Annotated in this window: 1 protein-coding gene; it reads right to left on the reverse strand. The window is 69.2% G+C overall.

The window, feature by feature from the left end; genetic code table 11:
• On the reverse strand, positions 1-1,631 hold a 1,631-nt coding region (locus tag ACFT4A_RS42445), incomplete at both ends, for a condensation domain-containing protein (protein ID WP_382842046.1).

Consider the following 1,631-nt stretch of genomic DNA (forward strand, 5'->3'; position numbering starts at 1 on the left):
GTTCCACTCCGACAGCACCCGCCGCCGCTCAGCCGCAGCAAGCACCTCCACCCCGCTCAGCCGGGTGTCCCGGTCGTCCGCGAGGAGGGCGAGGACCCGGACCCAGCCCTCGGCGATCCGCCCGGCCCACTCGGCATCGAACAGATCCGCAGCCACACCGACCGAACCCCGGACACCGGCAGCGACACCGTCCGCGTCGAACGCCTCATGCACAAGGACGTCGACATCGAACTTGGTGACCTCCAGGTTCAGGTCCGCACCCACACCGGCCTCGGCCGTCTCGATCCCCGGCAGGTCCAGCTCCACCACATCCAGGGTGTTCTGCATGGTCAGGATCACCTGGAACAACGGATGCCGGGCCATGGAACGGCTCGGCGCCAGCTCCTCCACCAACCGCTCGAACGGCACATCCTGGTTCGCCAACGCCGCGAGACTCCGCTCCCGCACCCGCCCCAGCACCTCACGGAACGACGGATCCCCGGACAAGTCCGTCCGCACCACCAGCGTGTTCACGAAGAACCCGACCAGATCGTCCAGTGCCGCATCCGTACGCCCGGCATTCGCCGAGCCGATCGGGATGTCGGTGCCCGCGCCGAGGCGTGACAGCAGCACCGCCAGCGCGGCCTGCAGCACCATGAACATCGTCACGCCCTCGGACCTGGCCACCTCCGCCAGCCGCGCATGCACACCCGCCGGAACCTCCAGCGACACCCGATGAGCACGATGAGAAGCCACCGCCGGACGAGAACGGTCGAACGGCAGCTCCAGCTCCTCCGGAGCACCCGCCAAAACATCACGCCAATAAGCAACCTGACGCGACATCACACTGTCCGCGTCGCCACCGTCACCCAGCAGCTCCCGCTGCCACAACGCGTAGTCCGCGTACTGCACCGGCAACGGCTCCCACACCGGAACCCGCCCCACACACCGCGCCTCGTACGCGGTCGAGACGTCCGTCGCCAAGGGGCCCGTGGACCAGCCGTCGCCGGCGACATGGTGGAGGACCAGGACCAGCAGCCACTCGTCAGCGCCGGTCTGGAGCAGCGACACCCGGATCGGCACCTCCGACGACAGGTCGAAGGAATGACCGACGGCCGCGGCCACGGCGGCATCGAGGTCGACTGCAGCGACCTGATCCGACTGCACCTCCCAGTCGAGCTCGTCCAGTTCCAAGACGTGCTGGTAGGGCTCACCGTCCGCCACCCGGAACACCGTCCGCAGCACCTCGTGCCGCCCGATCACATCCCGGAAGGCGGCACTGAGCGCGGCCTCGTCGAGGTTCCCGGTCAGGCGTATGACGGCCGGCATCGTGTAGGCCGTGCTCGTGCCCTCCAACTGATCGATGAACCAGAGCCGTTGCTGGGCATGGGCGAGCGGTACGCGCTCCGGGCGGTCCCTTCTCATGAGCGCCGGTGCCGGGTCGTTCCCGGTCGACTGCGGGGTGGCCAGGCTGGCCGCGACTCCCGCCACTGTCGGTGCCTCGAAGAGGACACGCAGGGGCATCTCCGCACCCAGGACGGTCCGGATCCGGCTCGCCAGTCGGGCGGCGAGCAGGGAGTGGCCGCCGAGGGCGAAGAAGTCGTCGTCGACACCCACGCTTTCCAGCCCGAGGATGTCGGCGAACGCGGCGC

This window comes from Streptomyces sp. NPDC057099, assembly GCF_042671245.1.
Lineage (GTDB): Bacteria > Actinomycetota > Actinomycetes > Streptomycetales > Streptomycetaceae > Streptomyces > Streptomyces purpurascens.